The organism is Pseudomonas sp. PGPR N4 (genome assembly GCF_059693665.1).
This window is the reverse complement of sequence record NZ_JCAUKV010000004.1, coordinates 273,199-295,956: the sequence shown is the minus strand read 5'-3', so window position 1 is coordinate 295,956 and position 22,758 is coordinate 273,199. Positions and strand designations below refer to the sequence as shown.

Genomic DNA, 22,758 nt, shown 5'->3' with positions numbered 1-22,758 from the left:
ATTTGCAATGAACAAGCATCTGTATCGCATCATCTTCAACAAGGCGCGCGGCCTGCTCATGGTCGTCGCCGAAACCGTCAGCAGCGCCGGCAAGGCGCCCGGCGTCAGCAGTGGCAGCGGCGTGGTGGCCAAGCCCTGCGTCGCCAGCCTCAACGGCCTGCGCTACGCCCTGATGGGCGCGCTTGGGCTGATCAGCCTCAGCGTGGCCCCGGCCTGGGCCGCTGGCATCGTCGCCGACCGTGGCGCGCCCAGCGGGCAGCAGCCGATGGTGATCAACAGCGCCAACGGCACGCCGCAGGTCAACATCCGCGCGCCGAGCGCCGGCGGGGTGTCGCGCAACAACTACAGCCAGTTCGACGTCGACGGCCGTGGCGCGATCCTCAACAACGCGGTCGGCAACAGCAAAACCCAGCTGGGCGGCTGGATCGAGGGCAACCCGTACCTTGGCCGGGGCAGTGCCAAGGTCATCCTCAACGAAGTCAATTCGAGCAACCCGAGCCAGTTGCGTGGCTATGTCGAAGTCGCCGGCCAGCGCGCCGAAGTGGTCATCGCCAACCCGGCCGGGATCACGTGTGACGGCTGCGGCTTCATCAATGCCGACCGCTCGACCCTGACCACCGGCCGCGCGCAGATGGAGAACGGGCGCATCACCGGCTACCGCGTCGAAGGCGGCACCCTGAGCATTACCGGCAAGGGCCTGGATGCCCGCGACAGCGACTACACCGACCTGATCGCGCGCAGCGTCGAGGTCAACGCCGGGATCTGGGCCAACGACCTCAAGGTCACCACCGGGCGTAATCAGGTCAACGCCGACAATACCCAGGCCACCGCCCTGGCCAAGGACGACAGCGCCCAGCCCGAGGTGGCCATCGACGTCGCCGAGCTGGGCGGCATGTACGCCGGCAAGATCAAGCTGGTCGGTACCGAGGCCGGGGTTGGCGTACGCAACGCCGGGCAGATCGGCGCCATGGCCGGTGACGTGGTGATCAGCGCCGACGGCAAGCTGCTCAATCAGGGCGCCATCAGCAGTGCTGGGGCGACCCGCGTAGCCAGTGCCACGGCAGTGGACAACAGCGGCAGCCTGTACGCCAAAGGCGACCTGCACGCCAGCAGCCAGGGCACTGTCACCAACACCGGCGAGCTGGCCGCTCAGGGCAATCTGAACATCGACGCGGCCAAACTCGACAGCAGCCGCGACTCGCTGCTGGCAGCCGGCGTTGACGCCCAAGGTACTTCCAGCGGCAACGCTACGCTCACGGTCAAGGCTAAGCAGATTGCCGCCCGCGGCCAGAACCACGCCAGCGGCGCCCTTGATCTGCAAGGCGACACGGTCGACCTCAGCCACAGCCGCAGCTACGCCGGCAACCTCAACCTGACCGCCAACAACGGCGACCTTGACCTCAGCTCGAGCACCATCGACAGCGCTGGCCGCCTCGACGCCAAAGCCAGCGCAACCGTGCGCAGCGACAGCGCCAAGGTCAATGTCGGCAACCTGCAGGTCAGCGCCGACAAGCTCTCGAACAACGGCGGCGAACTGGTCCAGACCGGCACCGCAGCAAGCCTCATCAAAGTCGCCGGCCAGCTCGACAACAGCGACGGCCGCATCGCCAGCAACGCCCGCGAGCTCAGCCTCGACGCAGGCACCCTGGCCAACCGCAAAGGCAAGGTCGAGCACGCTGGTAGCGGCAAACTCGACGTCCGCGCCAGCGAAATCGACGGTAACGGCGGCACCCTGGCCAGTAATGGCGCCCTGCAGATCAGCGCGCAAAAGGCCCAGCTTGCCAACGGCCAGACCCAAGGCCGGCAAGTGTTGCTCGACAGCCGTGACCTGGACACCAGCGGCGGCACCGTGATCGCCACCCACGGCGGCACTCTGCAAGTGCGCGACGCGCAGCGCCTGGACAACCGTGGCGGCACCCTGGCTGCTGGCGGCGCCATGACCGTCACTGCCGGCGAAGTGCTCAACGACGGCGGCACGCTCAGCGCCGGCAATACCCTCAACCTGAACGCCGACAGCCTCAGCAACATCGCCGGCACCCTCGCCGCGACCCAGGCCATGCAAGTGATTGCCGGCCAGCTCGACAACAGCGGCGGCACCCTCGGCTCGGTCGAGGCCGGGCTGTTCGTCGAAGTCAGCAACGGTCAGCTGCAGAACCAGGGCGGGCGCCTCGAAGCGGCTGGCGATATTCAACTCGGCGCGCTTGGCCTGAACAACAGCCAGGGCGTGATCAGTGGCCGCGAGCTGCTGCTCGACAGCCGTGGGCAAAGCGTCAACAACAACGGCGGCACCCTCGATGCACAGGCCAGGCTCGACCTGCGCAGCGGCGAGCTGCACAACAGCGGCGGGCTGATCCAGGCCGGTGGCCGGCTGTTCGTCGACACCGGCAGCGCCGCCCTGCACAACAGCGCCTCAGGCGCTGACAGAGGCATCGTCGGCCAGGCCGAAGTCGAGCTGCACAGCGCGCAACTGGATAACCAGCAGGGCTTTATCGGCGCCAAGGGCAACCTGCTGCTGGCAGCCACCACCCTCAACAATCAGGGCCAGATCGCCGGCGAAAGCCAGGTGCAGTTGCTCGGTAATCGCCTCGACAACCAGGGCGGCAAGGTGCAGGCCAAAGGTGCGTTGATCGTTGAACAGAACGAGCGCATCGACAACCGCGGCGGACTGCTGCGCAGCGCTGGGCAAACCCGACTGACCACCGCGCAGCTCGACAACCGCACCAGCCAGGGCAACGAGCAAGGCATCGAAGGCCAGTCGCTGCTGCTGCGCGCGGACACTCTGGAAAACCAGCAAGGCGCCCTGCGCGCTGACGCCGGCATCGACCTCGGCCTGGCCCAGGCGCTGTACAACGACGCCGGCCTGATCTCGGCTGGCAGCGAATTGCGCCTGGCCGATCGCGACCCGGCGCAGAACCGCCTGGCCGTCGACAACGGCAGTGGCACCTTGCTCGGCGGCAGCCTGCTGTCGCTCAATGCGGCGTACTTCAGCGGCAGTGGCCGCCTGCTCAGCCTCGGTGACCTGATCCTGCGCCAGCAGGGCAACCTCAGCCTCGGCGGCCAGGTGCAAGCCAACGGCAAGGTCGATATCGATATCGGCGGGGCCCTGTACAACAGCGGCAAACTGCTCGCCGGGCAAGCGCTGATCGTGCGCGGTCAGGCGCTGGACAACGCCGCCAGCGGCGAAATGGCCGCCACCCAGGTCGACCTGCGGGTCAACGGCCAACTGCACAACCGCGGCCTGATCGACGGTCAGCAGGTGCGCCTGCAAGCCGATGAGCTGTTCAACCTTGGCACCGGGCGCATTTACGGCGACCGTCTGGCCATCGCCAGCCGCACCCTGGCCAACCTCGACGAAGCAGGCCCGGCGGCGGTCATCGCCGCCCGTGAGCGGCTGGACATCGGCAGCCAGCGCATCGACAACCGCGAGCAGGCGCTGATTTTCAGTGCCGGCGACCTCGCCATCGGCGGCACGCTGGATGGCAACGATCAGGCCAGCGGCCGCGCCGACCTGCTGGCCAACGCCAGCGCCACGGTCGAATCGCTGGGCGCCATGAGCCTGAACATCCGCGAGCTGCGCAACACCAACGAACACTTCAGCACCGTCGACGTAGAAGTCAGCCGCGAGCAGTTGCAGGAATTCCAGATCACCGGCTCGCCCAACCGCTACCGCCCTGATCAGGTCTCGGTCTACCGCGACGAAGTCGATCATCTGGTCGCCCCGGATGGCGTGCGCGACAACTTCAATCGCTACGACTACACCCGCAGCGTGGTCGAAACCCGTATCGCCAGCTCAGCGCCTGGGCAGATTCTGGCCGGCGGCAACCTGACCTTCAGCGGCGACAGCGTACTCAACGACAAGAGCCGGATTCTGGCCGGTGGCTTGCTCCAGGCCGGCGCCGCGCAAGTGATCAACACCGAGGTGGACGGCCAGCGGGTGACCACCGATGCCGGCACCGCGACCAACTTCTACCGCATCCAGCGCAAGGGCCGTGACAGCCAGGGCCGCAGGATCACCGATTACCGCCCGGCGCCGCTGATCCAGGACATCGACCTGACGCCCACCGAGTACGGCCAGTACGCCGTGGTCAACGGCAGCGGCACTCAGCTGAGCGGTCGCGAGCTGCTCCAGGTCGGCCAGCAGGTGGCTACGGTTGGTGCAGTCAACGCCGAGGTTGGCGAGCAGTACCGAGTCGGCGCCGTAGTTGAGGTCAAGCTCAACGACGGCCAGGGCATTGCCGACCAGGTGCGCACCGGCGGCCTGAACCTGGCGCTGCCCAACAACAGCCTGTTCCAGACCAACCCCGCAGGCACCAGTAACTACCTGATCGAGACCGACGCGCGCTTTACCAGCTACCGCAAATGGCTGTCGTCGGACTACATGCTCGAGCGCCTGCAGTTCGACCCGGCGCAGACTCAGCAACGCCTTGGCGACGGCTTCTACGAGCAGAAGCTGATCCGCGAGCAGATCGCCCAGCTCACCGGCCGGCGCTTCCTCGACGGCTTTGCCAACGACGAAGCGCAGTACCGCGCTCTGATCGACAACGCCGTGACCCTGGCCAGCGACTGGAACCTGGTGCCGGGTGTTGCTTTGAGCGCCGAGCAGATGGCCCAGCTGACCAGCGACATCGTCTGGCTGGTCGAGCGCAACGTCACCCTGGCCAACGGCGAATCGCGCAAGGTACTGGTGCCGCAGGTCTACGTGCGCGTGCAAGAGGGCGACATCAACGGCAATGGCGCGCTGATCGCCGGCCAGCAGCTCAAGCTCGACCTGTCTGGCGACCTGATCAACAGCGGCAGCCTCGGCGGGCGCAGCGTGGTCGCGCTGACCGCGCAGAACATCGACAACCTCGGTGGCCGCATCCAGGGCAACAACGTCGCCCTGCAGACCCGCGACAACCTGAACAACCTTGGCGGCCTGATCGGCGCCACCGACAGCCTCGCCATCGACGCCGGGCAGGACATCAACAGCCGCTCGCTGAGCCGCGACAGCAGCAGCGAGCAAGGCACCCGCAGCAACCTGTCGCGGGTCGCCGGGCTGTTTGTCAGCGGTGATGGCGGCAGCATGAAAGTCGCCGCCGGCAATGACCTCAACCTGCAAGGCAGCCAGGTGGTCAACGCCGGCCAGGGCGGCGCTACCCAGTTGCAGGCCGGGCGCGACGTCAACCTCGGCACCGTCAGCGAAAGTTCGCAGCAGGCGATCCGCTGGGATGCCAGCAACTGGCGCAACGAAGCCAGCCGCGGCGAAGTCGGCAGCACCGTGCAAACCAACGGTGACCTGCGCATCACCGCCGGCCAGGACCTCAACGCCCGCGGCGCCACGGTCACCAGTGACCAAGGCATGGTCCTTGCCGAAGCGCGCCGCGACATCAACCTGACGGCCGCCGAGCAGTACCAGTTCGCCGACGAAGCGCACAAGTTCAAGGGCAGCAACGGCATGCTGTCGAGCAAGACCACCACCTTGCGCGACACCGTCAGCCAGACCCAGGCCAGCGGCACCACCTTGAGCGGCGAGCAGACCTACCTGCAGGCCGGCCGCGATATCAGCGTGCGCGGCAGCGACGTGGTCTCGACACAGCAGACGGTGCTGGTCGCCGAGCGCGATGTGAACATCGAAGCGGCCACCGAAAGCAGCAGCGAACGCCACGACAAGTCGGAGAAAAAGAGCGGCCTGTTCAGCGGCGGCGGCATCGCCCTGACCATGGGCACCCAGCAGCAGAGCGTCAAAGACCTCACCACCCGTGAAACCGCCCGCGCCAGCACCATCGGCAGCACCGAAGGCGATGTCATGATCGAAGCCGGGCGCCAGTACCGCCAGGTCGGCAGTGATGTGGTCGCGCCGAAAGGCGACGTCGACATCCTCGCTCAACAGATCGCCATCACCGAAGCCCGCGAGACCAGCGAGCGCACCCGCGAGACGCTGTTCAAGCAGACCGGCTTCACCGTGACCATCACCAACCCGGTGATCAGCGCGATCCAGACCACCCAGCAGATGCAGCAGGCGTCGAGCAAGACCGAAGACGGCCGCATGCAGGCGCTGGCTGCGGCCACCACCGCACTGGCGGTCAACAACGCCGCCACTGCAGTCGCCCAGGACCCGGGCGCTGCCGGCGGGATCAACATCAGCCTGTCGCTGGGCACCAAGCAGCAACAGAGCACCACCGTGCAGCAAAGCGACGCCGCTGCCGGCTCGACCATCATTGCCGGCAACGACGTGCGTCTGCGCGCCACCGGTGCGGGCAGCGACAGCAACATTCTCGTCCAGGGCAGCGAGGTGCGCGCCGGCAACAACGCCACCCTCGCCGCCGACGGCAACATCGACCTGCTCGCCGCGCAGAACACCAGCAAGCAGGACAGCGACAGCAAAGGCATGAGCGCAAGTGTCGGCATCGGCCTGTCGCTGGGCGGCTCGCGCAACGGCTTCACCCTCGACCTGGGCGTCAGCGGCAACCGCGGCGACGCCGATGGCGACACCCTGACCCACACCAACACCCAGATCGCCGCAGGCAACACCACCACGCTGGTCTCCGGCGGTGACACCAACCTGCGCGGCGCCGTGGTCAGTGGCCGTCAGGTGCTGGCAGACGTTGGCGGCGACCTCAACATCGAGAGCCTGCAAGACACCGACACCTTCAAGGTCGACGAGAAGAGCATGGGTGTCGGCATCAGCCTGTGCATCCCGCCGTTCTGCTACGGCATGAGCACGGTCAGCGGCGGCAGCGCCAACCTCGGCGGCACCGACATGGACTCGGACTTTGCCAGCGTTACCGAGCAGTCCGGGATCAAGGCCGGCGACGGCGGCTTCGACATCCGCGTCGGCGGCAACACCGACCTCAAAGGCGCGGTCATCGCCAGCAGCGACAAGGCTGTGGCCGACGGCAAGAACCGCCTCGAAACCGCCAGCCTGACCACCAGCGACATCCGCAACAAAGCCGAGTACGACGCCAGCACCTTCAGCATCGGCGGCGGCTACAGCGAGATCGGCAAGTCCCAGGACGGCAAGGTGCAGACCGGCGGCGCGATTACCCCCGGCACCGAGATCCCCACCAACGACAAACAGATCGGCGCCAGCCTGCCGATTGCCATCAGTGCCAGCGACAGCGCCAGCAGCGTGACCCGCAGCGGCATCAGTGGCGGCAGCATCCTCATCACCGACGCCGCTGCCCAGCGCGAGCGCACCGGCCAGAGCGTCGACGAGACCCTCGCCGGGCTCAATCGCGATGTCTCCAGTGACCGCGACAACACCAACGCGCTCAAGCCGATCTTCGACGAAGAGCAGATCCGCGCCGGCTTCGAGATCGTCAACGCCTTTGCCAACGAGGCCGGCACCCTGCTCGCCAACAAGGCCAAGGAAGTCGACGCCAAGCGCAACGCGGCCGATGCAGCCGATGCCAAGGCCCTCGAAACCAGCGACGCCGAGCTCAGCCAGGCCCTGCGCGACCAGGCCATCAGGCTGCGCAACGAAGCGGATGGCGTGGCCGGCAACTGGGGCGCCGGCGGCACCTACCGGCAGATCACCACCGCGCTGGTTGCCGCAGCAAGCGGCAACATCAGTGCCGGCAACGGCGCGTTCATGCAAGGCATGGTCGTCAACTACGTGCAGCAGCAAGGCGCCGGTTACCTCGGTGACCTGGTCGCCGACGGCACCCTGGTCGAAGGCACGCCGATGCACGCTGCCCTGCACGGCATCCTCGCCTGCGCCGGTGCGGCCGCCAGCAGCCAGAGCTGCGGCAGTGGCGCGGCCGGCGCGGCGGCGTCGAGCCTGCTCACCGGGCTGTTCTCCGAAGCCAGCCCGACCGAAACCGAAAGCCAGCGCGAAGCCAAGCGCAACCTCATCGTCAGCCTGGTCACCGGCATCGCCGCCACCACCAGCCTCGATGCCGCCACCGCTACCGCGGCGGCCTCGGGGGCTGTGGATAACAACTGGTTGGCGACTCAGCAGTACGTCCAGGCGCGCAAGGAGCTCAAAGAAGCTGAAGGGCGCATTGATGAACTCAAGGTGCTGGCCAAGTGGGCGTATATCAGCAAGAAGCAGGACCTGCTGACCCAGAGTGGCGTTGGCCAAGGCTTGATCAAGGCCGGATTTGACGATATCTCGGGGCTGGCGCAGATGCTTCTGCACCCGATCGAGACGGTGAAGGCCATCGGCGGCCTGATCGACGACCCGAGCGCCTTGGCCGGCTACCCGGAAGAGGTCAAACAAAACCTCAAAGCCAAGGTCGCCCGCATCGAGAACGCGCTTACCGTCGGCGGTGACGCCAACGCCGAGCAGATGGGCTACGACATTGGCGAACTGGTGTGGGACGTTGGTGGCCTTGTCACCGGGGTTGGCGGGGTTGCCAAAGGCAGCGTCAAGCTGGCCTCGGTGGGTATCAAGCTGGGTACCGACAAGCTTGAGCAGATGGCTGCACGGCAGGTCGTGAAGAACGCCGAGTGGAAGGCGGTCGATGGCGTTTACAGCCCCAAACCTGGCAGCAGCTCTGGCGCGCCAACGACCGTGAACTTCAATGGTCAGGCGGTGGATAATGCTGGGGATTTCACTGCTTCGCTGACCAAGCCTGCTGGCAAGGTGGAAGCTGGTCCTGGCGCCAAAGAACCGGGGCAGGTTACCCCTGATGCAATCAGCCCGCCCAAGTTCAGCTCGATTGACGACCTATTTGGTCAAACGTTTGAAAGCATCCCATTGTCACATCTTCCCAATCCGAAGACCGGCTCTCTGGTGAATGATGGCAAACTTGGCGAGCAACTGGCCCTGCAAACCCTTAACGAGAAAACCGGCCTCAATTTCAAACCTCTGCAAAACAGCAGCAACCACGGCTGCGATGGCTGCGCGGTTGCGATCAATGGCGATACGATCACAGTGGTGGTGATGGATGCAAAATCTTCTGTGAACGGCGTGAGTGGAGCACGCACGCCGCATGGGGATCCGGCGACGAGATTGAGAGGGTGGTTGGATAATGGTTCGATAACCCGATCCGATCCTGCGCTGGCTGGAGACTTGGAACTAGCGATGCAAAGCGATGGAGTCAAAGTCCAAGGCGTTACTGTTAAAGTCGGTTTGCCCGCACCAGGTAAAACAGGTCTAGCAGAAATTAAGGTGGAACCATGGATCAAAAAATAACTAAAGTTGAACGCGCGGGTGTGAACCCGAAATGGCCCTCCTACAAGAGCGTATGTGCTCGCATCGCAAGCGCACCGCATGTTGAGGACGCGTTTTATGCCAACGCGATACGTGAATACGTCACCCGCGAGGATGCAAGGCCTAGTGGCTCAAGGATGGTTCCGAATAAAAGTAATGCGACAACTACTACCCCGGAAAGAATGGCGCGGGGTAGACTTTATACAGTACTTGCAACTGCTCCAAGCAACCCGCAGTGGCTGCAAGAATTGGCTCGCTGGATGCGCTACTACCAAGTAGGTATTTGGCAATTGTATTTTTGGGCGCACGAGTACGATCAACACCCCGGTAACCATATCCGCCAACAAAACTACAGCATCCAAACCGCTGCAAGCATGATGGGAGCGATGGCTATTTTGGGCTGGAAGGATGCCGTCATTTATCAGGGCTATCTAACGCACGCGGCGCTTAATCGCGGACATCAGTTGGTTATCGAGTACGAAGAGCAGCACCGCCGCGCTCAAGCCTTCATGCTGCGTGTGTTTGCCGATTGGGTAGGCGATGTTTCACACCAGTGGCCGGCCTATGCTTATGACGAACCCATCTACGAAGCTCTTCTGGCCAACTGGCGCACTCCCAACCCCGAGGATTTGTTGCCCGGCCTGCTCGCTGCTTGTGACCGCCACACCTGGCAGACCGGCAGAGACAGCCAGAAGAACTCCTACGATTTCAATCAGGATTGGCACATGGAGCGCGTTCCGGTAGAAATCCTCTACTTACTGCGTCTACGCCAATGGGAAGGCTTGGCCAATCCCCAGCAGATTGATCATCCACTGATGGCTGCGCCCTTTGACCAGCTGCCGCCCGAGCAGCCAGTGCCTGAATTTGACGAGTTGATGCAAGGTGTGCTCAACCGCGCAAGAGAAGATTGGCCACAGTACGATGAGGTGCTGTCTTTGCCAGAGTTGCGACGTTGAATCGGGGAAGAAGTTATTGTCGACTCCGTCAACAAAGCAGGTGTGGATGGTTGCGACCGCCACCTCGTTGCGATCATCAATGGTCAGCTAAGGACGGCTAAGAGGGGATCCTCCAAAGCGCTACAACATTTTACGTGCGATGAAGGTGAGGTATATGAAGCTCGAAGCCGAAAATGGTCACGTAATCATTGACGTTGATCAGGCACAGCTTGTAAGCACGTTAAAGAGCTTAAAAAGCTATGGTCCTAGCTCATACGCCTGCCCACCATTTGATTTGCTGCCTTTGGAGGTTTTTGCAATTTTTAAGGTTCGCCAACAGTGCGGGTTGAAGTCGCCTGCAGTTGCTCATCCCTTGTTATCTGTTGATGTGGCTGCATTGGAGAATCTTACTTTCAAGCCTGATGAAGTCTCTGTAAAGGTTGAGGCGGCCTACAGAAATTTCTTCGGCTAAAGGCCATGGGGTGGGGTGTGAATGCTATTAAAGTTGATGGTTTCAATGATGTTCTGCTGGCTTTTGTTACTGCATGTTTGTTCTGCACTGCTATCAGCAAAGATGAGCTCAACATATGGTGCGCTCAAGCATTGTCGCTAAATAATGCGCCAAGTTGCCTATATGATCTGATGGGTTTTCAAGATGAGATTTTTAAGGTCTATAAGGTGATTGGCTACGTGCCTCATTGGGAGCATTCAGATAGCGACGAATACGCTCTATACGGTATCGCTGTTCGTCGAGGTTTCAAACCTTATGACATGCCTATTACCACCCGCGAAGCGCTTACCCACCTCGGCGCTTCTCCGCGCATTGAAAATTTATTCAGAGAGGTCTTTACCTTCATCAAATTTTAAGCTGGGTCGAAACAAGCTCTAGGCGATTTAAGTAGAACATGGATGCGCACCTGATGATTCTGGAGCAGTTGCGTCGGTGAGGTGATGGCTGGGAGCGAAAGGACCCGACGGCCACTTCCAGATTATTAGGGAGCAAATGATGAGCAAGCGCGCGCCGTTGGGTGATCCGGCCTATTGGTCAGAATGGGTCGCTTTTGGTGACGAATCCATCACCCTCGGCTGGGACACTGCAAGTCGTCCATTCGGCGACCCGAGTTATGCGCCCCAGTATCTGTTCGAGTTGGCCCAGGATCATTGGCATCAGATGCTGCGTCGCTATTCTGCGGGCCTGCCGGTGGCAGAGCTGGCAGGGTACTTTCCGGGTTTGCTTGACGCCTGGGAGCGATCACAGCACTTGGGCGCGGAGCAGTGGACTGCGCAGCAGGTGACAAGCCGCACCCTGTGGGCGGTCAACTACGATCATTACATTGTGTGTTTCTGGCTCGTCGGCTTGGCGTTGACGCTCGATATCCCCGACGAGCAGTGGCTGCGTCTGTTGGCGCTGATCGACAATGAGGGCGAGGACATTTTGCTCGACCGCGTTATCGCTACCCGGTCCCCGCAACGTCGGATCGGTACTGTGCTGCTTTACCCCAAACCGTATGCTCGGTTGCTTGCAGCTGTCGATGCGCCTCCTGGCCAGCAAGGCGCGCTCCTTCAGGGATTTGTCGCGCATTGGTATGCCGAAGTTGGCAGCGCTGCTCGTTCGGGGACTAAGAAGCAAGCAGCGCCCTTCAAGCATCCTTACTGGTACCGCTATGGCGACGAGAATTTCGCAGGTGGTGCTTACTTTGGCCGCTGGTGTATTGAGGCGGCTGCTGCCGTCAAGGCGTTCGGTCTGGACGATTCGCTGTGCCGTGGCCACGAGCATTACCCGCGCGACCTGCTGGAGCCCGCTGCAGAGGTGATGGTGGTGGCCAAGGATAGCAGCGAAAAGCGCGGGTTTTGGGCCAGGCTTTTCGGCGCTGAGGATGGGTAGGGACCGGAAAATTGAGCCTGTCTATTCTGGTAAAAGTGTTCGGCCAGATAGCTTTAATGTGGAGTATTCAATAGGCGACGCTCGTCCTAAAGAGATTGTATTTAAAAACTCACCGGGTGGAAATTGATGCGTAGTGATGATGATATCTACAATGACATTGGGGCATTTTATTTGAAATTGCTCCCAGCGGAGCCTGTAAAATTATAATGCGCGCACAGTTATCCCAAGAGCTAGATAGCTGTGAGTATGACTACATTGATGAACAAGGTAATGTTGCCTGGTTCACGGCAGGCGGGCGAGCCAATACAGATATGTTAGACCTTTTAACAGAGTTGCGCAGTTGGTATGTTGAGAATAAACTTACAGCGGGCCTGTCAGCGTGGTGTGGCTGTGAGGTGACCTTGGATTTAGTTAAAGCTAAAATAAGTATAGACTTTATTTATCCTTGAAAATTAAGCAGCAGGTTTACATGTAGAAGCTTAGGCTGAATATAGGGTATTTTTGCACCCTATTTGCACCCTATTTGCACCCTATTTGCACCCTATCTGCACCCTATCTGCACCCTTTCTGCAGGCAAGTTGCACCCCTTATGCGCCCCCCTGACGACCTACAGTCTATCTGCCCAATACGCCATTTTTCAGCATGATTTTTCGCGCCTTAACTCAAGGTGCTGGCCAAGTGGGCCTATATCAGCAAGAAGCAGGACCTGTTGACCCAGAGTGGCGTTGGCCAAAGCTTGGGCAAGGCCGGCTTTGACGACATCACGGGGCTGGCCCAGATGCTTTTGCAGCCGGTCGAGACGGTCAAGGCTATCGGTGGCTTGATCGACGATCCGAGCGTGCTGGCCGGGTATCCGGAAGAGTTCAAACAGAACATCAAAGCCAAGGTCGCCCGCATCGAGAACGCGCTTACTGTCGGCGGTGAAGCCAATGCCGAGCAGTTGGGATACGACATTGGCGAACTGGTGTGGGACGTTGGCGGCCTTGTCACCGGGGTTGGCGGGGTTGCCAAAGGCAGCGTCAAGCTGGCTACGGTCGGGATCAAGCTGAGTACTGAAAAGCTTGAGCAGATGGCTGAACGGCAGGTTGTGAAGAATCTCGAGTGGAAGGCGGGTAAAGGCGATTACAGCGTGAAACCTGGCGGGGGTTATGACTCGCCATCGACCGTGACCCATAATGGTCACGCGGTCGAAAATGCAGGAGACTTCTCAGCTTCGCTGTCTAAGCCTGCGGGTAAGACGGAAGGTGCTGTCGACGCAAAGGCGCAAGGTTCCCAAGCGCCCTACAACTCGCAAACCACCAGGGCGGAGCTAGAGTCCATTTATGGCCGTGATAACGTTGTCTCCACTACAGTTCCTCCCATCGATGGTCGTAACGTACATCTTGCAGGGCAGCGCCATCCGGTGACGGGCGTCGTATTCGATAACAAGGGTTTTCCTATATTTGATGATATGACAGCATTTGACACACGTCTCCCGATTGACGCGTTTAAATCGGCGAGTTACGAGGGGCAGATGAAGCTTGCAAGTAAAGATTTAGCAAGTGCAATACGGCAAGGCCAAGTTAACCCATCAGGCTTTACTGTTAAGCAGCTAGAGCAAATTAATGCTGGTGCGAAGAAAATTGATGGATATACGTGGCATCATCATCAGGATAGCGGGCGAATGCAACTAGTTCCCGAGCTAATTCATCAGAAAACTGGACATATTGGTGGCGAAGCCATGGGGGGTGGGAAGTGAACGGTATTGATCCGCATAGTTTTAATGACGAGTTGTTGGGTTTTGTGATTACATGTCTATTTTGCACTGCTATCAGCAGGGATGAGCTAAATGTCTGGAGCGCTCAAGCCTTGGCGCTAAATAATGCCCCAAGTTATTTATATGATTTGATGGATTTTCAAGATGAGATCTTTAAGATTTATAAGGTGATTGGCTACGTACCTCATTGGGAGCATGCAGAAGGTGACGAGTATGCACTATACGGTATCGCCGCCCGTCGAGGTTTCAAACCTTATGATATGCCTGTGACCACCAACGAAGCGCTTATCCACCTTGAGGCCTCTCCGCGCATTGAAAATTTATTCAGAGAGGTTTTTCCCTTCATCAAATTTTAGGCTGGATTGAGAAAACCTCTACGTGAGTTAGTCAAAGCTGGTTGTGGGGCCGGATGGTGGCAAGCACGATAGCGATAATTCTGCGAAGTCGTGCTATCCGGTCGATGGCCGATCAGTCTGGGGATGTTGGTGGGTAGCTCAAGGACTAGGTCAGACAGTAGACCTCTGCTTCGGGTACGAAGTATTGCGGGTCTCACCTTGGGCGCGTAATCGACTGATGGGGCGTACCAGAATGAAAAAAATAGAAAGAAATCTTGAGCAGCACCGCCACTGGCTGTCTCAATCGGATGGGATGGTGGCTTAAGAGCTTAGGTACCTTGAAGAAGATCTTGCCTGTGAATCCTTGGAGGGTTTGGCCAATGTGTCTGATGCCTTGGGGATGCTTGCCGTTTGTCACGGTATACAGGGAGAGGTTTCTATTTATGCCGGTGATGTTTCTGGCTGGGAGGAAGTATCCCGCGCGATGGTGTACCGCTATTGGGTGCTCATGCTCAGAGCCAAGACTTTTTCTAATACGAGATTTCTTCAAGGTATTAGAAGCGCCCCGAATCTGACCAATCAGTTGAGCAATGCAGGTTGCCTACTTGCAGGTTTCATTGCTGCGGATATGCATGATCTAGCGGAGTCGGTTGCCGATGTGCTTGTCGGCATGTCAACTGTTGATGGAGCTGTTGCTGGCGGGGGCTACGGCTCGCCGTCGACCGTGACCCACAATGGTCAGGCGGTCGAGAATGCAGGAGACTTCTCAGCTTCGCTGCCCAAGCCTGCTGGCAAGGTGGAAGGGGGGGCTGATCCCAAGGTGATCAACCCTCACGGCGAGCTTCCTGTAGTCAAGGTAAACTCAGCTGGCGCCGTAAAAGTTACGCCGGAGTTCGAGATTCTAAACAATCCAAGCGCTAGGGCAGCGAATACTCGCTATGAACTCGATAATGGTAACTCCTTTACAACCAATAGCGCGGGTCAGGTCGACGAGCTTACGTTTACCCCAGTCGACGTCAAGGTAAAGCGTGATTCAAGGCAAGCGGAGGCAGGAAAGCAGGGGCGCGATACCGACGTCGGTGGCCATGCGCAAGCATGTAGCCAAGGTGGCACATGTGACGGATACAATCTTTTTCCACAGGACAAAAATTTCAATGTATCTGCTTATCGGAAATTCTACGAAAACGTTATTAAAAAGGCGCTTGATGATCCCAAGCAAATAGTAGGGCCGATCACTATCAAATTCGTTAGGTCTAGTCCAGACTCGCCACGACCTGATATGCTACGTGTTACGTATACAATCGACGGAGCTCCTAGGCGTAGGGAGTTCAAAAATGAAGCCCATAGTATGCCAGAGCACATTTGATGATTGCTGATGACTTTGAGTTAATTAAACAGATTTTTTCGAATATTAGTTCCAATATATTTGAGGAGTATGATTCGTTTGGCTTTGATGTAGAGGTTGGTGATGGTTATGTTGATTACGGGGTGGTCTTGCATAAAGATGGCGCCACTATCAAAAACGCCAAAATGGAAGTTGATGAAGATTTATTGTCTGATCTAATAAGGAGGCTTCGGGCAAACGCCGAGTCCAGAGGTGAACCTTGGAGATCCTTTGTGTTGTCTTACAAAAAGGGTGAGCAAGTAAAAACAAAGTTCACGTATGGCGAGAAATAATTGGCGGAATACTACTAGCTCAGTAGGCATTGGGCAGTTGTTTTTTTGGGCGGGGCAATTTGACGGTTTGGCTAAAGCCGTAGGTAATGACAGATGCCAACAAAATTACAGCATCCAAACCGATACTAACATGATGGGCGCAATGGCGATTTTGGGTTGGAAGCCTGCCGTCATCCATCAGGGCTATCTCACCCATGCGGCGCTTATTCGCAGGCATCAGTTGGTAATCGAGTACGAAGAGCGGCACCGCCGCGCTCAGCCTTTCATGCTGCGTGTGTTTGCCGATTGGGTGGGCGATGTCTCGCATCAATGGCCTGCTTATGCTTATGACGAACCCATCTACGAAGCCTTGTTGGCCAAGTGGCGCGCGTCTAGCTCCGACGACCTGATGCCCTGCCTGCTGGCCGCGTGTGACCGCCACACTTGGCAAACCGGTAAAGAGAGCCAGAAGAATTCCTATGACTTCAATTAGGACTGGCACCTGGAACGCGTGCCGGCGGAAATTCTCTATATTGCTACAGCAGATTACGTTGGTGAAAAAGATCACAAGCCTCCTTAAGAAAAAAGCAATGCGGTACGCTCAGTTCAAATCTGTCTGTGCCCATCGCTGGCGCGGATTCCATACCAGTAACGGTAGGACTGCGGGAATACCTTGCCGCGCAGGGCTGAATCTCTCGACATATGGTGGAAGCTCCGGCTAATATTTGGGGGAAATCCATAGATGATATTGATCAGTCGTTCAAAATATATGGTGCCAAGCTCACATATGTGCCGCCGAGAGCTGGATCATCTGGCAATGCGCAGGTGTACAAAGTTGAAGGTGGCACAACTGGCATCAAAGAGATTCAATATAGCCCATCTACAGTTGATGCATCGGTCAAGTCAACTCATGTGGGTGAGTACTATAAAGTTACGTACTTTGATGGTAGCAAGGCTAAGGTTATTGATCCTGCGACCTACAGGCCGACATTCCAGGGGCCCTCTAAGCCCATTTATGATGCAAATACGACATACTTTAATCCGCAGGGTCAGGAAGTGAAATTTAACCCTGCCACCAATGCGTGGATTTCCAAATGATATCGCTCGATAGTTTTTCTGTAGTTTGGGATGCTCCCATTATTCCTGGTGTATCACTTGCAGGAATACCGTTGCATGCCAGTGTTGTTGGTTTGGAGGCGATGCTTTCGAGATATTTGACTGATGAGAACTCTTCGCGGTATAGCTTTGAAGGGTCGCCAGATCTTCGTTTGAGCGGGTATGGTTTGGATGAGTGCGGTAATGGTGGTTATTCTTTTTCAGTTTTTGAGGGTGAAGTCGTCGGCGAGTTAAGGCAAGGGGTTCCTGCATTATCTATTCTTATACGTAACGACAGGATTTGCGCAATTAAGGTTTATGATTTTAGCTTTCCATGCGAGCCTGCACACAAATTTGTTTACAAGGGGCTTTTGTCAGGGTGTATAGGCCTAGGAAGTCATGTGTCTGACATTTTGCCATTCACTAACCTGGAGTTTGATGAGGCCGAGGAGTGGTTTTATACCGGCCGTGATTATGGAGTCATTGAAGTTACGGGGTGGGGGACACCTCTGGAGGACCAGCCGAACCAGCTCATTACAGCTATTTGTGTAATTCAGGAATGAGGCCTGCAGGTACATAATGTAAAAGTCTCAGACCTGATCTGGCACCCTCTACGCCGGCCTGTAAGACTCAAGATATCTGCTAACTCAGCCAACGCCAGGAAAAGAGTAGAGAGCGCATATCAACTTTCTGATGTTCAGCACGGGTTCAATGACAAGCCGACGGCACCTTGGTCGAAGACACGCCAGTGCACGCCGCCCTACACGGCATCCTCGCCTGCGCCGGTGCGGCCGCCAGCAGCCAGAGCTGCGGCAGGATGAAGTATTGCGGGTCTCACCTTGGGCGCGTAATTGACTGATAGGACGCACCAGAATGAAAAAAATAGAAAGAATCCTTGAGCAGCATCGCCAATGGCTGTCTCAGTCTGATGGGATGGTGGCTCAAGAGCTTGAGTACCTTGAAGAAGATCTTGCCCGTGACTCCTTGGAGGGTTTGGGCAATGCGTCTGATTCACTGGGGATGCTTGCAGTTTGTCACGGTATACAGGGACAGGTTTCTATTTATGCCGGTGATATTTCTGGCTGGGAGGAAGTATCCCGCGCGATGGTGTACCGCTATTGGGTGCTCATGCTCAGAGCCAAGACCTTTTCTAATACGAGATTTCTTCAAGGCATTAGAAACGCCCCGAATCTGACCAATCAGTTGAGCAATGCAGGTTGCTTACTTGCAGGTTTCATTGCTGCGGATAGGCATGATCTAGCGGAGTCGGTTGCCGACGTGCTTGTCGGCATGTTAACTGTTGATGGAGCTGTTGATCCCGCCTATCTGAAAGAGCGTCGATTCGAGCCTTTCATGCTGTGGCTCTATTCCGTCTATTCGGGTGGGAGCACACCTGCCCTGATTGAGTCTATGGATCTCGGCATTTACCAGGAAGTGATAGACTGTTGGGCAGATGAGCAAAGGCTTGCCGGTGTACTGGACGCGGTGTGCCAATATCACTTGGCTAACGCCGAAGATAAGGGCGGGGCTTGGGACCCGGAGTTCAAAAACCCACCATTTGATTTGCTGCCTTTGGAGGTTTTTGCAATTTTTAAGGTTCGCCAACAGTGCGGGTTGAAGTCACCCACAGTTGCTCATCCCTTGTTATCTGTTGAAGTGGCTGCATTGGAGAATCTTACTTTCAAGCCTGATGAAGTCTCTGTAAAGGTTGAGGCGGCCTACCGGCCTTTGGACCAGGTTTTTCGGCGCTGAGGATAGGTAAGGACCGGTCCACGCCTGGTTGCAAGGTGCGCTCAAACGCGCAAGGGAAGACCGGACTACGGTGAGGTGCCGTCTTTGTCAGAGTCGAATTGGTGACTAGGGAGAAGAGTCATCCGGACTTTGCCAGCAGGCAGTGGGTCGAAACGTAGCGAACACTCTGGGGGCTTATGAGTACAGATCAGGGAATTTACCAGGGCTTGGGTGAAATACTCTCGGCGATCGCGCCCCGGCAGGCTCAGTGGGTTTCTGTTGAGGTAGAGCTGTCGCCGACCGGCGACCACGCCAAGCTGTTTTATGACTATCAGGCCGAGGGGAGTGAGCCGCAGTGGTTCGTGCCTGAACCTGCGCGGGTTGATCACGACATCCGCCTCTTCTTGATAAAGTTGCGGGCGTATTTCGCTGGCAACAATTTGTTCGAGCAAGGCAAACCGTGGTCAGGCTGCATGATCAAGCTGGATCTACAGACCGGCAAGTTTGCGGCAGACTTCAAATACGAATGATGGGTGGCGGCCGGTACGTCATCTGCAAACGGATCAAGGGGCTTAATCGGTGCGGGATGAGTTTTTCCAGTCAATGATCGACAACCTTGGTGAAGCCACCTCACGTCGTGAGGTGCCTGCAGCGAGCATCGACAAATACCAGTCAAAACTGCCGCCTGCATTGCTGGGCTACTGGCGCGAAGAAGGCTGGTGTTCTTTCGCTGATGGCTTGTTCTGGATCGTAGACCCGGATGCGTACAAGGCCACGCTGGATAAGTGGTTGCAAGGCAGCGGCCTGGCGGAGATCGACAATTACCACGTGATTGCCAGGGATGCCTTCGGTTCGCTGTATGCCTGGGGCGAGCGTTATCAGCGCAAGATCACGGTGTCTAGTTTGGCTGGCGGTATCGTTGCGCTGAAGAATCAGCTGCGAAAACCTAACCCGCAACCAGACCGCAGCCTCGGCATTTTCCTCGGTTCTACCAGTCGTGACAGCCTGGACTTTGATGATAACCAAGGCAAGCCGCTGTTCCAGCGTGCACTTGCCAAGTTGGGGACGGTTGCCGAGGACGAAATGTATGCCTTCGAGCCGGCGCTGTGCATCGGCGGCAAGGCTGACCTTGAGCATATGGTGAAGGTGAAGATGGTTGAGCAGCTGATGATTCTGGATCAGTTGCGTCGGTGAGGTGATGGCTGGGAATACTGATACCAGATGATGCGCGGCCCCTGTAGGAGCGACCTTGCCGGGGCGTCGGACCGGTCGGAAAGGGTCGCGTAGCGGCCCCAGATCTCAGCTTCGCCGCTGATATCGCTGGGCCCGCTCTGCGGGCCTTTCGCGACACAAGGCCGCTCCTACACAGACCGCGCAAGAGCGTAGTACGCGGGGTGCAAACGTCTAGAATGCGATTTTGGATGGTAAGGCCAAGGACGCTTACATCATGAGAGACGAATACCTCGAGCTGTTCATCGACAATATGGGCGAGGCCACCTCGCGGCGTGAGGTGCCGGCTTCGAGCATCGACAAATATCGCGGCGTTTTGCCTGATCGTTTGCTGGCCTATTGGCAGCAAGAGGGTTGGGCGGGTTATGCCGGCGGTCGTTTCTGGACGGTTGATCCGGATGAGTACACGCCGCTGTTGCGCGAGTGGATCAAACGTAGCCAGCTGGCAGATATCGATGATTATCACGTAATCGGCCGCACGGGCTTTGGCACGTTCTACCTGTGGGGCCAGCGCTATCACCGCAAGGTCACCGTCTCTTGCGCGGACAATTGGGTACTGGCCATGAAAGGTGAGGTTCACACGCTGAATCCCGATCCAGATCGGAGTTTAGGTGTTTTCTTTGCCATGGCCGAGCCTGATGATTTTGATTTCGAAGATATCGAAGAAAACTATCTTTTCGAGCGTGCGGTGCAAAGGCTAGGGCCGCTCAGCGAATCCGAGATGTACGGATTCGTGCCAGCGCTGAGTGCGGGCGGTCAAGCGCGGATCGAAAACCTACAGAAATTGGACGTGAATGTTCATCTGATGATTTTGCATCAGCTTAGTCATGGCTGAGTTGGTGGCATGCAGCCTAGTGTTGGTACCGGGTAGTGTGCGGTCTCTGTAGGAGCGGCCTTGCCGGGGCGCCGGACCGGTTGGAAAGGGCTGCGCAGCGGCCCCAGATCTCAGCTTCGCCGCTGATATCGCTGGGCCCGCTTCGCGGGCCTTTCGCGACACAAGGCCGCTCCTACACGATAGATTTGCGGGTGTTTGCGTAAGACGTTTCCGAACTTGAAACCAAATGCTTCTAATCGGGGTAGCTTGGGAATTATCCTACGCGACTTGCGGAAGCAGCTCTGTTGTCGGGGAAATGCCTCAGGGATAACGTCGTTGTGTCGTCAAGCTTGACGGCCGGGGTGTGAGAACCCCGCGATATAGTGCCTCCGTTATGGCAGCCGTGCGCGAGCAGACTTCGGTCTGACCGCGTTCCTATATCCGTGGTTTCTCACCTCGCGTACGGTTGCCACCCTAACCTGTGAGAAAGTCGAAGGTGGTAGCTCCTTGTTTCGATATAGGAGTTTCACTATGAAGAAGCTGGTCCCCGACCCCCCAATTTCCTATTTCTCAGTCATCAGCGACCTGAGCCGTGAAGAGGCTCTCACCCAGGTTTCCAAGTTGATGGACTGCATGAACCGCACCCTCGAAGCTTACCTCGGCACCGAGCCCATCGGCGTCGACCGTTACCTGCTGGAAAACGTCGATATCCTCAACCAGCTGATGCGGGCCTTGATCGACCACGCCGTGGCCAAGCAGGTGGCGCCATGACGGACGAACCCACTCAATCCACCAACGCTGAAAGCATGTGCTGCGATCTGTGTAGGAGCGGCCTTGTGTCGCGAAAGGGTCGCGTAGCGGCCCCAGATTTCAGCTCCGCCGCTGATATCGCCGGGCCCGCTTCGCGGGCCTTTCGCGACGCAAGGCCGCTCCTACAGGAGGGCGCGCAAGATCAATGTCTGGCGTTGTTTGCCGTGCAGGGCGATGTGCCGTTCGAGCATGCGTTCTCGGAGTTGTCGGTCATGCTCGGTTGCATCCGCCATCTGACCACCGAGGCAGAGATGGAAAATGACCGGCAGGCGGGGAGTGCGGCGCGCATTCTCAGCGGTTTGGCCAAAGCACTGATCGACGATATGGAGTTGGGACTGCGCAAGGCTCTGGTCAGCCGCAAATAATCTGATTCTTGCCCAGACGCTTGGCCTGATACATCGCCGCGTCAGCACGGGCGAACAGGCTGTCCAGGCTGAGGTCGTCGTCGTGCAGGCTGGTCAGGCCCTGGCTGATGGTCACGCCGAACCGTTCCTGACCATGGCTGAAGCTCAGGCGCTGGATCTCGCGCTGCAGGCGTTCGGCGATCTGCTCGGCGACCTCGGCCTCGCAGCCGGGGAACACCGCAGCAAACTCTTCACCACCAATCCGCCCGAACACATCGCCGCGGCGCAGTACGGCCTTGCCGCTGTCGGCGATGTGCTGCAGCACCTCGTCACCTTGCTGGTGGCCGTAGGTGTCGTTGATCAGCTTGAAGTCATCGATGTCGAGCAGCAGAAACGACAACGGCGTGCCGTCTTCGCGGGCGGCGGTAAAGGCTTGGTTGGCGCACTCGAAGAAGTGCCGGCGGTTGCTGCTTTGGGTCAGCACGTCGGTGGTGGCCAGACGCTGCAGTTCGCCTTCGAGCTGCTTCTTTTCGGTGATGTCTTCGGCGATGCCGACCACGATCACGCGGTCGCCGTTCTGCTGCTGGTTGATATAGCACTTGTCGCTCAACCAGCGGATTTCGCCGGCGGCATTGATGATGCGGTACTCGCGGTCTTCTACAGCGCCCTGCAGCAGCACCTGGGCCAGGCTGCGCTCGGCGTACTCGAGGTCGTCGGGGTAGATGCTGTCGCGCCATTCGTTGAAGTCCGCCAGCACCCGGCTGACCTGGCGGCCGAAGATGCGCTCGAAGGCGGGGCTGACATAGAGCACCTGGCGGGTTTTCCAGTCGAACGCCCAGAGCACTGCGTTGACGGTTTCGAGCAGGGAACTGAACAGCTGCTCGCGCTCGCTCAGGCGCGCCACTTCACCTTGCGCATGAAACAGCGCGAGCAGGGTTTGCGCAGCGGCAGGTGGCGGGTCGCGGGGCTGTATGTGTTTGGCCATGTGCACGGAGCGATTCTCGGCTGAGGGCGTGCGGCCACGATCCGGC

Annotated in this window: 20 protein-coding genes; 19 read left to right on the top strand and 1 reads right to left on the bottom strand. The window is 58.4% G+C overall.

Features of this window, described 5'->3' with window-relative positions:
• Positions 1 to 7: 7 nt before the first annotated feature.
• The 19 genes from AC58X1_RS18065 to AC58X1_RS17975 all read left to right on the top strand — a co-directional run bounded on the left by AC58X1_RS18065 (position 8) and on the right by AC58X1_RS17975 (position 21,748).
• Positions 8 to 9,118, top strand: a complete 9,111-nt coding sequence (locus AC58X1_RS18065; protein ID WP_497429262.1) for a two-partner secretion domain-containing protein — start codon at positions 8 to 10, stop codon at positions 9,116 to 9,118.
• A 278-nt stretch (positions 9,119 to 9,396) separates the two neighbouring features.
• Positions 9,397 to 10,092, top strand: a complete 696-nt coding sequence (locus AC58X1_RS18060; RefSeq protein ID WP_497429284.1) for a hypothetical protein — start codon at positions 9,397 to 9,399, stop codon at positions 10,090 to 10,092.
• 154 nt (positions 10,093 to 10,246) lie between these two features.
• Complete coding sequence (locus AC58X1_RS18055; RefSeq protein WP_497429261.1) at positions 10,247 to 10,543, top strand: hypothetical protein; 297 nt, start codon at positions 10,247 to 10,249, stop codon at positions 10,541 to 10,543.
• Between the two features lie 17 nt (positions 10,544 to 10,560).
• Positions 10,561 to 10,938: a hypothetical protein gene (locus AC58X1_RS18050; protein WP_497429260.1), complete on the top strand. Its 378-nt coding sequence runs from the start codon at positions 10,561 to 10,563 to the stop codon at positions 10,936 to 10,938.
• 139 nt (positions 10,939 to 11,077) lie between these two features.
• Positions 11,078 to 11,956, top strand: a complete 879-nt coding sequence (locus tag AC58X1_RS18045; protein WP_497429259.1) for a PoNe immunity protein domain-containing protein — start codon at positions 11,078 to 11,080, stop codon at positions 11,954 to 11,956.
• 206 nt (positions 11,957 to 12,162) lie between these two features.
• Positions 12,163 to 12,405, top strand: coding sequence for a hypothetical protein (locus AC58X1_RS18040; protein ID WP_497429258.1), 243 nt, complete (start codon positions 12,163 to 12,165; stop codon positions 12,403 to 12,405).
• A 218-nt stretch (positions 12,406 to 12,623) separates the two neighbouring features.
• Positions 12,624 to 13,694 carry an HNH endonuclease gene (locus tag AC58X1_RS18035; RefSeq protein ID WP_223176017.1) on the top strand — a complete coding sequence of 357 codons (1,071 nt, stop codon included), beginning with the start codon at positions 12,624 to 12,626 and terminating at the stop codon, positions 13,692 to 13,694.
• Positions 13,691 to 14,068, top strand: a complete 378-nt coding sequence (locus AC58X1_RS18030) for a hypothetical protein (RefSeq protein ID WP_308813523.1) — start codon at positions 13,691 to 13,693, stop codon at positions 14,066 to 14,068. The genes AC58X1_RS18035 and AC58X1_RS18030 overlap by 4 nt, the downstream gene beginning before the upstream one ends.
• 361 nt (positions 14,069 to 14,429) lie before the next feature.
• Complete coding sequence (locus AC58X1_RS18025; protein WP_497429257.1) at positions 14,430 to 15,413, top strand: DNA/RNA non-specific endonuclease; 984 nt, start codon at positions 14,430 to 14,432, stop codon at positions 15,411 to 15,413.
• Complete coding sequence (locus AC58X1_RS18020; protein ID WP_497429256.1) at positions 15,413 to 15,724, top strand: hypothetical protein; 312 nt, start codon at positions 15,413 to 15,415, stop codon at positions 15,722 to 15,724. Before AC58X1_RS18025 ends, AC58X1_RS18020 begins: the two co-directional genes overlap by 1 nt.
• Positions 15,725 to 15,854: 130 nt before the next feature.
• Entirely contained in the window at positions 15,855 to 16,196 is a 342-nt protein-coding gene (locus AC58X1_RS18015; RefSeq protein WP_497429255.1) for a hypothetical protein, read from the top strand.
• A gap of 209 nt (positions 16,197 to 16,405) precedes the next feature.
• Positions 16,406 to 16,801 carry a hypothetical protein gene (locus tag AC58X1_RS18010; protein WP_497429254.1) on the top strand — a complete coding sequence of 132 codons (396 nt, stop codon included), beginning with the start codon at positions 16,406 to 16,408 and terminating at the stop codon, positions 16,799 to 16,801.
• Positions 16,798 to 17,361, top strand: coding sequence for a hypothetical protein (locus AC58X1_RS18005; RefSeq protein ID WP_497429253.1), 564 nt, complete (start codon positions 16,798 to 16,800; stop codon positions 17,359 to 17,361). The genes AC58X1_RS18010 and AC58X1_RS18005 overlap by 4 nt, the downstream gene beginning before the upstream one ends.
• 310 nt (positions 17,362 to 17,671) lie before the next feature.
• Positions 17,672 to 18,550 (top strand): hypothetical protein, encoded by an 879-nt coding sequence (locus tag AC58X1_RS18000; RefSeq protein ID WP_497429252.1) that lies wholly within the window; start codon positions 17,672 to 17,674, stop codon positions 18,548 to 18,550.
• A 176-nt stretch (positions 18,551 to 18,726) separates the two neighbouring features.
• Positions 18,727 to 19,059, top strand: coding sequence for a hypothetical protein (locus tag AC58X1_RS17995; RefSeq protein ID WP_497429251.1), 333 nt, complete (start codon positions 18,727 to 18,729; stop codon positions 19,057 to 19,059).
• A 73-nt stretch (positions 19,060 to 19,132) separates the two neighbouring features.
• Positions 19,133 to 19,723 (top strand): GAD-like domain-containing protein, encoded by a 591-nt coding sequence (locus tag AC58X1_RS17990; RefSeq protein WP_497429250.1) that lies wholly within the window; start codon positions 19,133 to 19,135, stop codon positions 19,721 to 19,723.
• A 253-nt stretch (positions 19,724 to 19,976) separates the two neighbouring features.
• Positions 19,977 to 20,594, top strand: a complete 618-nt coding sequence (locus AC58X1_RS17985; RefSeq protein WP_150573679.1) for a GAD-like domain-containing protein — start codon at positions 19,977 to 19,979, stop codon at positions 20,592 to 20,594.
• Between the two features lie 510 nt (positions 20,595 to 21,104).
• A complete protein-coding gene (locus tag AC58X1_RS17980) occupies positions 21,105 to 21,344 on the top strand; it encodes a hypothetical protein (protein WP_497429249.1) in 240 nt (79 codons plus the stop codon).
• Between the two features lie 188 nt (positions 21,345 to 21,532).
• Positions 21,533 to 21,748, top strand: a complete 216-nt coding sequence (locus AC58X1_RS17975) for a DUF3077 domain-containing protein (protein ID WP_150573685.1) — start codon at positions 21,533 to 21,535, stop codon at positions 21,746 to 21,748.
• Here AC58X1_RS17975 and AC58X1_RS17970 read toward each other — a convergent pair.
• Entirely contained in the window at positions 21,735 to 22,712 is a 978-nt protein-coding gene (locus AC58X1_RS17970) for a GGDEF domain-containing protein (protein WP_101322581.1), read from the bottom strand. The two genes, AC58X1_RS17975 and AC58X1_RS17970, sit on opposite strands and share 14 nt — an antisense overlap.
• Between the last annotated feature and the right edge of the window lie 46 nt (positions 22,713 to 22,758).

Excerpts from the sequence above, each read along its gene's own strand:
- AC58X1_RS18065 (WP_497429262.1), top strand. The coding sequence starts at position 8 with ATGAACAAGCATCTGTATCGCATCATCTTCAACAAGGCGCGCGGCCTG.
- AC58X1_RS18060 (WP_497429284.1), top strand. The coding sequence starts at position 9,397 with ATGCGCTACTACCAAGTAGGTATTTGGCAATTGTATTTTTGGGCGCAC.
- AC58X1_RS18055 (WP_497429261.1), top strand. The coding sequence starts at position 10,247 with ATGAAGCTCGAAGCCGAAAATGGTCACGTAATCATTGACGTTGATCAG.
- AC58X1_RS18045 (WP_497429259.1), top strand. The coding sequence starts at position 11,078 with ATGAGCAAGCGCGCGCCGTTGGGTGATCCGGCCTATTGGTCAGAATGG.
- AC58X1_RS18040 (WP_497429258.1), top strand. The coding sequence starts at position 12,163 with ATGCGCGCACAGTTATCCCAAGAGCTAGATAGCTGTGAGTATGACTAC.
- AC58X1_RS18020 (WP_497429256.1), top strand. The coding sequence starts at position 15,413 with ATGATTGCTGATGACTTTGAGTTAATTAAACAGATTTTTTCGAATATT.
- AC58X1_RS18015 (WP_497429255.1), top strand. The coding sequence starts at position 15,855 with ATGATGGGCGCAATGGCGATTTTGGGTTGGAAGCCTGCCGTCATCCAT.
- AC58X1_RS18010 (WP_497429254.1), top strand. The coding sequence starts at position 16,406 with ATGGTGGAAGCTCCGGCTAATATTTGGGGGAAATCCATAGATGATATT.
- AC58X1_RS18005 (WP_497429253.1), top strand. The coding sequence starts at position 16,798 with ATGATATCGCTCGATAGTTTTTCTGTAGTTTGGGATGCTCCCATTATT.
- AC58X1_RS18000 (WP_497429252.1), top strand. The coding sequence starts at position 17,672 with ATGAAAAAAATAGAAAGAATCCTTGAGCAGCATCGCCAATGGCTGTCT.
- AC58X1_RS17995 (WP_497429251.1), top strand. The coding sequence starts at position 18,727 with ATGAGTACAGATCAGGGAATTTACCAGGGCTTGGGTGAAATACTCTCG.
- AC58X1_RS17990 (WP_497429250.1), top strand. The coding sequence starts at position 19,133 with ATGATCGACAACCTTGGTGAAGCCACCTCACGTCGTGAGGTGCCTGCA.
- AC58X1_RS17985 (WP_150573679.1), top strand. The coding sequence starts at position 19,977 with ATGAGAGACGAATACCTCGAGCTGTTCATCGACAATATGGGCGAGGCC.
- AC58X1_RS17980 (WP_497429249.1), top strand. The coding sequence starts at position 21,105 with ATGAAGAAGCTGGTCCCCGACCCCCCAATTTCCTATTTCTCAGTCATC.
- AC58X1_RS17970 (WP_101322581.1), bottom strand. The coding sequence starts at position 22,712 with ATGGCCAAACACATACAGCCCCGCGACCCGCCACCTGCCGCTGCGCAA.